The organism is Streptomyces sp. a15 (assembly GCF_059026085.1).
In genome coordinates this window covers 1-1215 of record NZ_JBWLKM010000239.1, presented here as the reverse complement: position 1 = coordinate 1215, position 1215 = coordinate 1, and the positions used below count along the sequence as shown (strand labels likewise).

1 protein-coding gene and 1 pseudogene are annotated in these 1215 nt (G+C 68.2%); both read left to right on the top strand.

Features of this window, described 5'->3' with window-relative positions; genetic code table 11:
- A pseudogene (locus tag AC5P09_RS51870) lies at positions 1-546 on the top strand (IS6 family transposase); the annotation flags it as partial.
- Between the two features lie 159 nt (positions 547-705).
- Positions 706-921, top strand: a complete 216-nt coding sequence (locus tag AC5P09_RS51865) for a hypothetical protein (RefSeq protein WP_493880618.1) — start codon at positions 706-708, stop codon at positions 919-921.
- Positions 922-1215 lie beyond the last annotated feature (294 nt).

Here is a 1215-nt window from a genome sequence, read left to right as displayed (position 1 = left end):
GCTACCAGGTCACACCCCCAGCCACAGCCGCGGCTTGACATCAGCATTGGGAAGCACCTGGACGAGGTCTTCATCAAGATCAACGGGCGGTTGCAGTACCTGTGGCGAGCCGTCGACCAGGACGGGAACGTCCTCGACATCCTCGTGCAGAACCGGCGGGACAAGGCCGCGGCCAGACGCTTCTTCCGCAGACTCCTCAAGAAGACCCGCATGCACGGTGCCCAGGGTGATCGTCACTGACAAGCTCCGCTCCTACGGCGCGGCCCACCGCGAGGTCATGCCCTCCCTCGAGCACCGCTCCCACAAGGGCCTGACAACCGGGCGGAGAACAGCCACCAGCCAACCAGGCAGCGCGAACGGGCGATGAAAGGTTTCCGAAGCACCGGCGGGGCCCAGCGGTTCCTGTCCGCGTTCAGCGGTATCTCGCCCCACTTCCGGCCCCGACGCCACCGGCTGTCCGCCACCGAACACCGCACCGAAATGATCAACCGCTTCGCAATCTGGAACCAGATCACCAACACCGCCACCCTGCCCGCAACGGCCTGACCCAGAGCCGGCACCCGGGCCAGCCACTCCCCAGCACGCTGTCAGGCACTCACGCACCCAACAACGTGACAGCGCCCGGCGACAAGCTCCGCCTCACCGGCTACCTCCGGCTGCCCCGCACGCCGGACGAGCCGATGTGGCTGGTCGTCACCACTCGCCGTGCTGGAGACCGCGCCGCACATGTCCGACCCGGCCACCGTCGCCACGGCCGTCATCGAGCGATACGGCCCGTACGTCTGCTGGTTCGACGCCGACACCACCGAGGTGGACGTGTTCACCGAGGGCGGCGACTGGGTCGGCACCGCGCCCGAGCCGAACGACCTGGGCGAGTTGCTCGAAGCCTTCGAGCACCGCCAGGCCGCCGGCGGGGAGTAGCGGAGCCGCCGTGCCCATCCGTCCCGAGAACCTGCACCGGTACCCGCGCGACTGCGGCGTGGGTCGGACAGGCAGCGCAGCAGCCGCTCCAGCAGGCTGGGCAGTTCCTCGGGGCGGGCCGGATCGCAACCGGCGAGTTGGCCCAGCCCGGTCGGGGATGGGCAAGGACGACGCAGCAGGCACGGTCTTCCGTTGTGGTGATCAGTGAACTCGACACTCCATGATCACTGAGGGCCGTGCCTTCACGCGTCCTGCCGGCATAGCTTCTCTCGGACGATGGTGCGACCCTTTGTG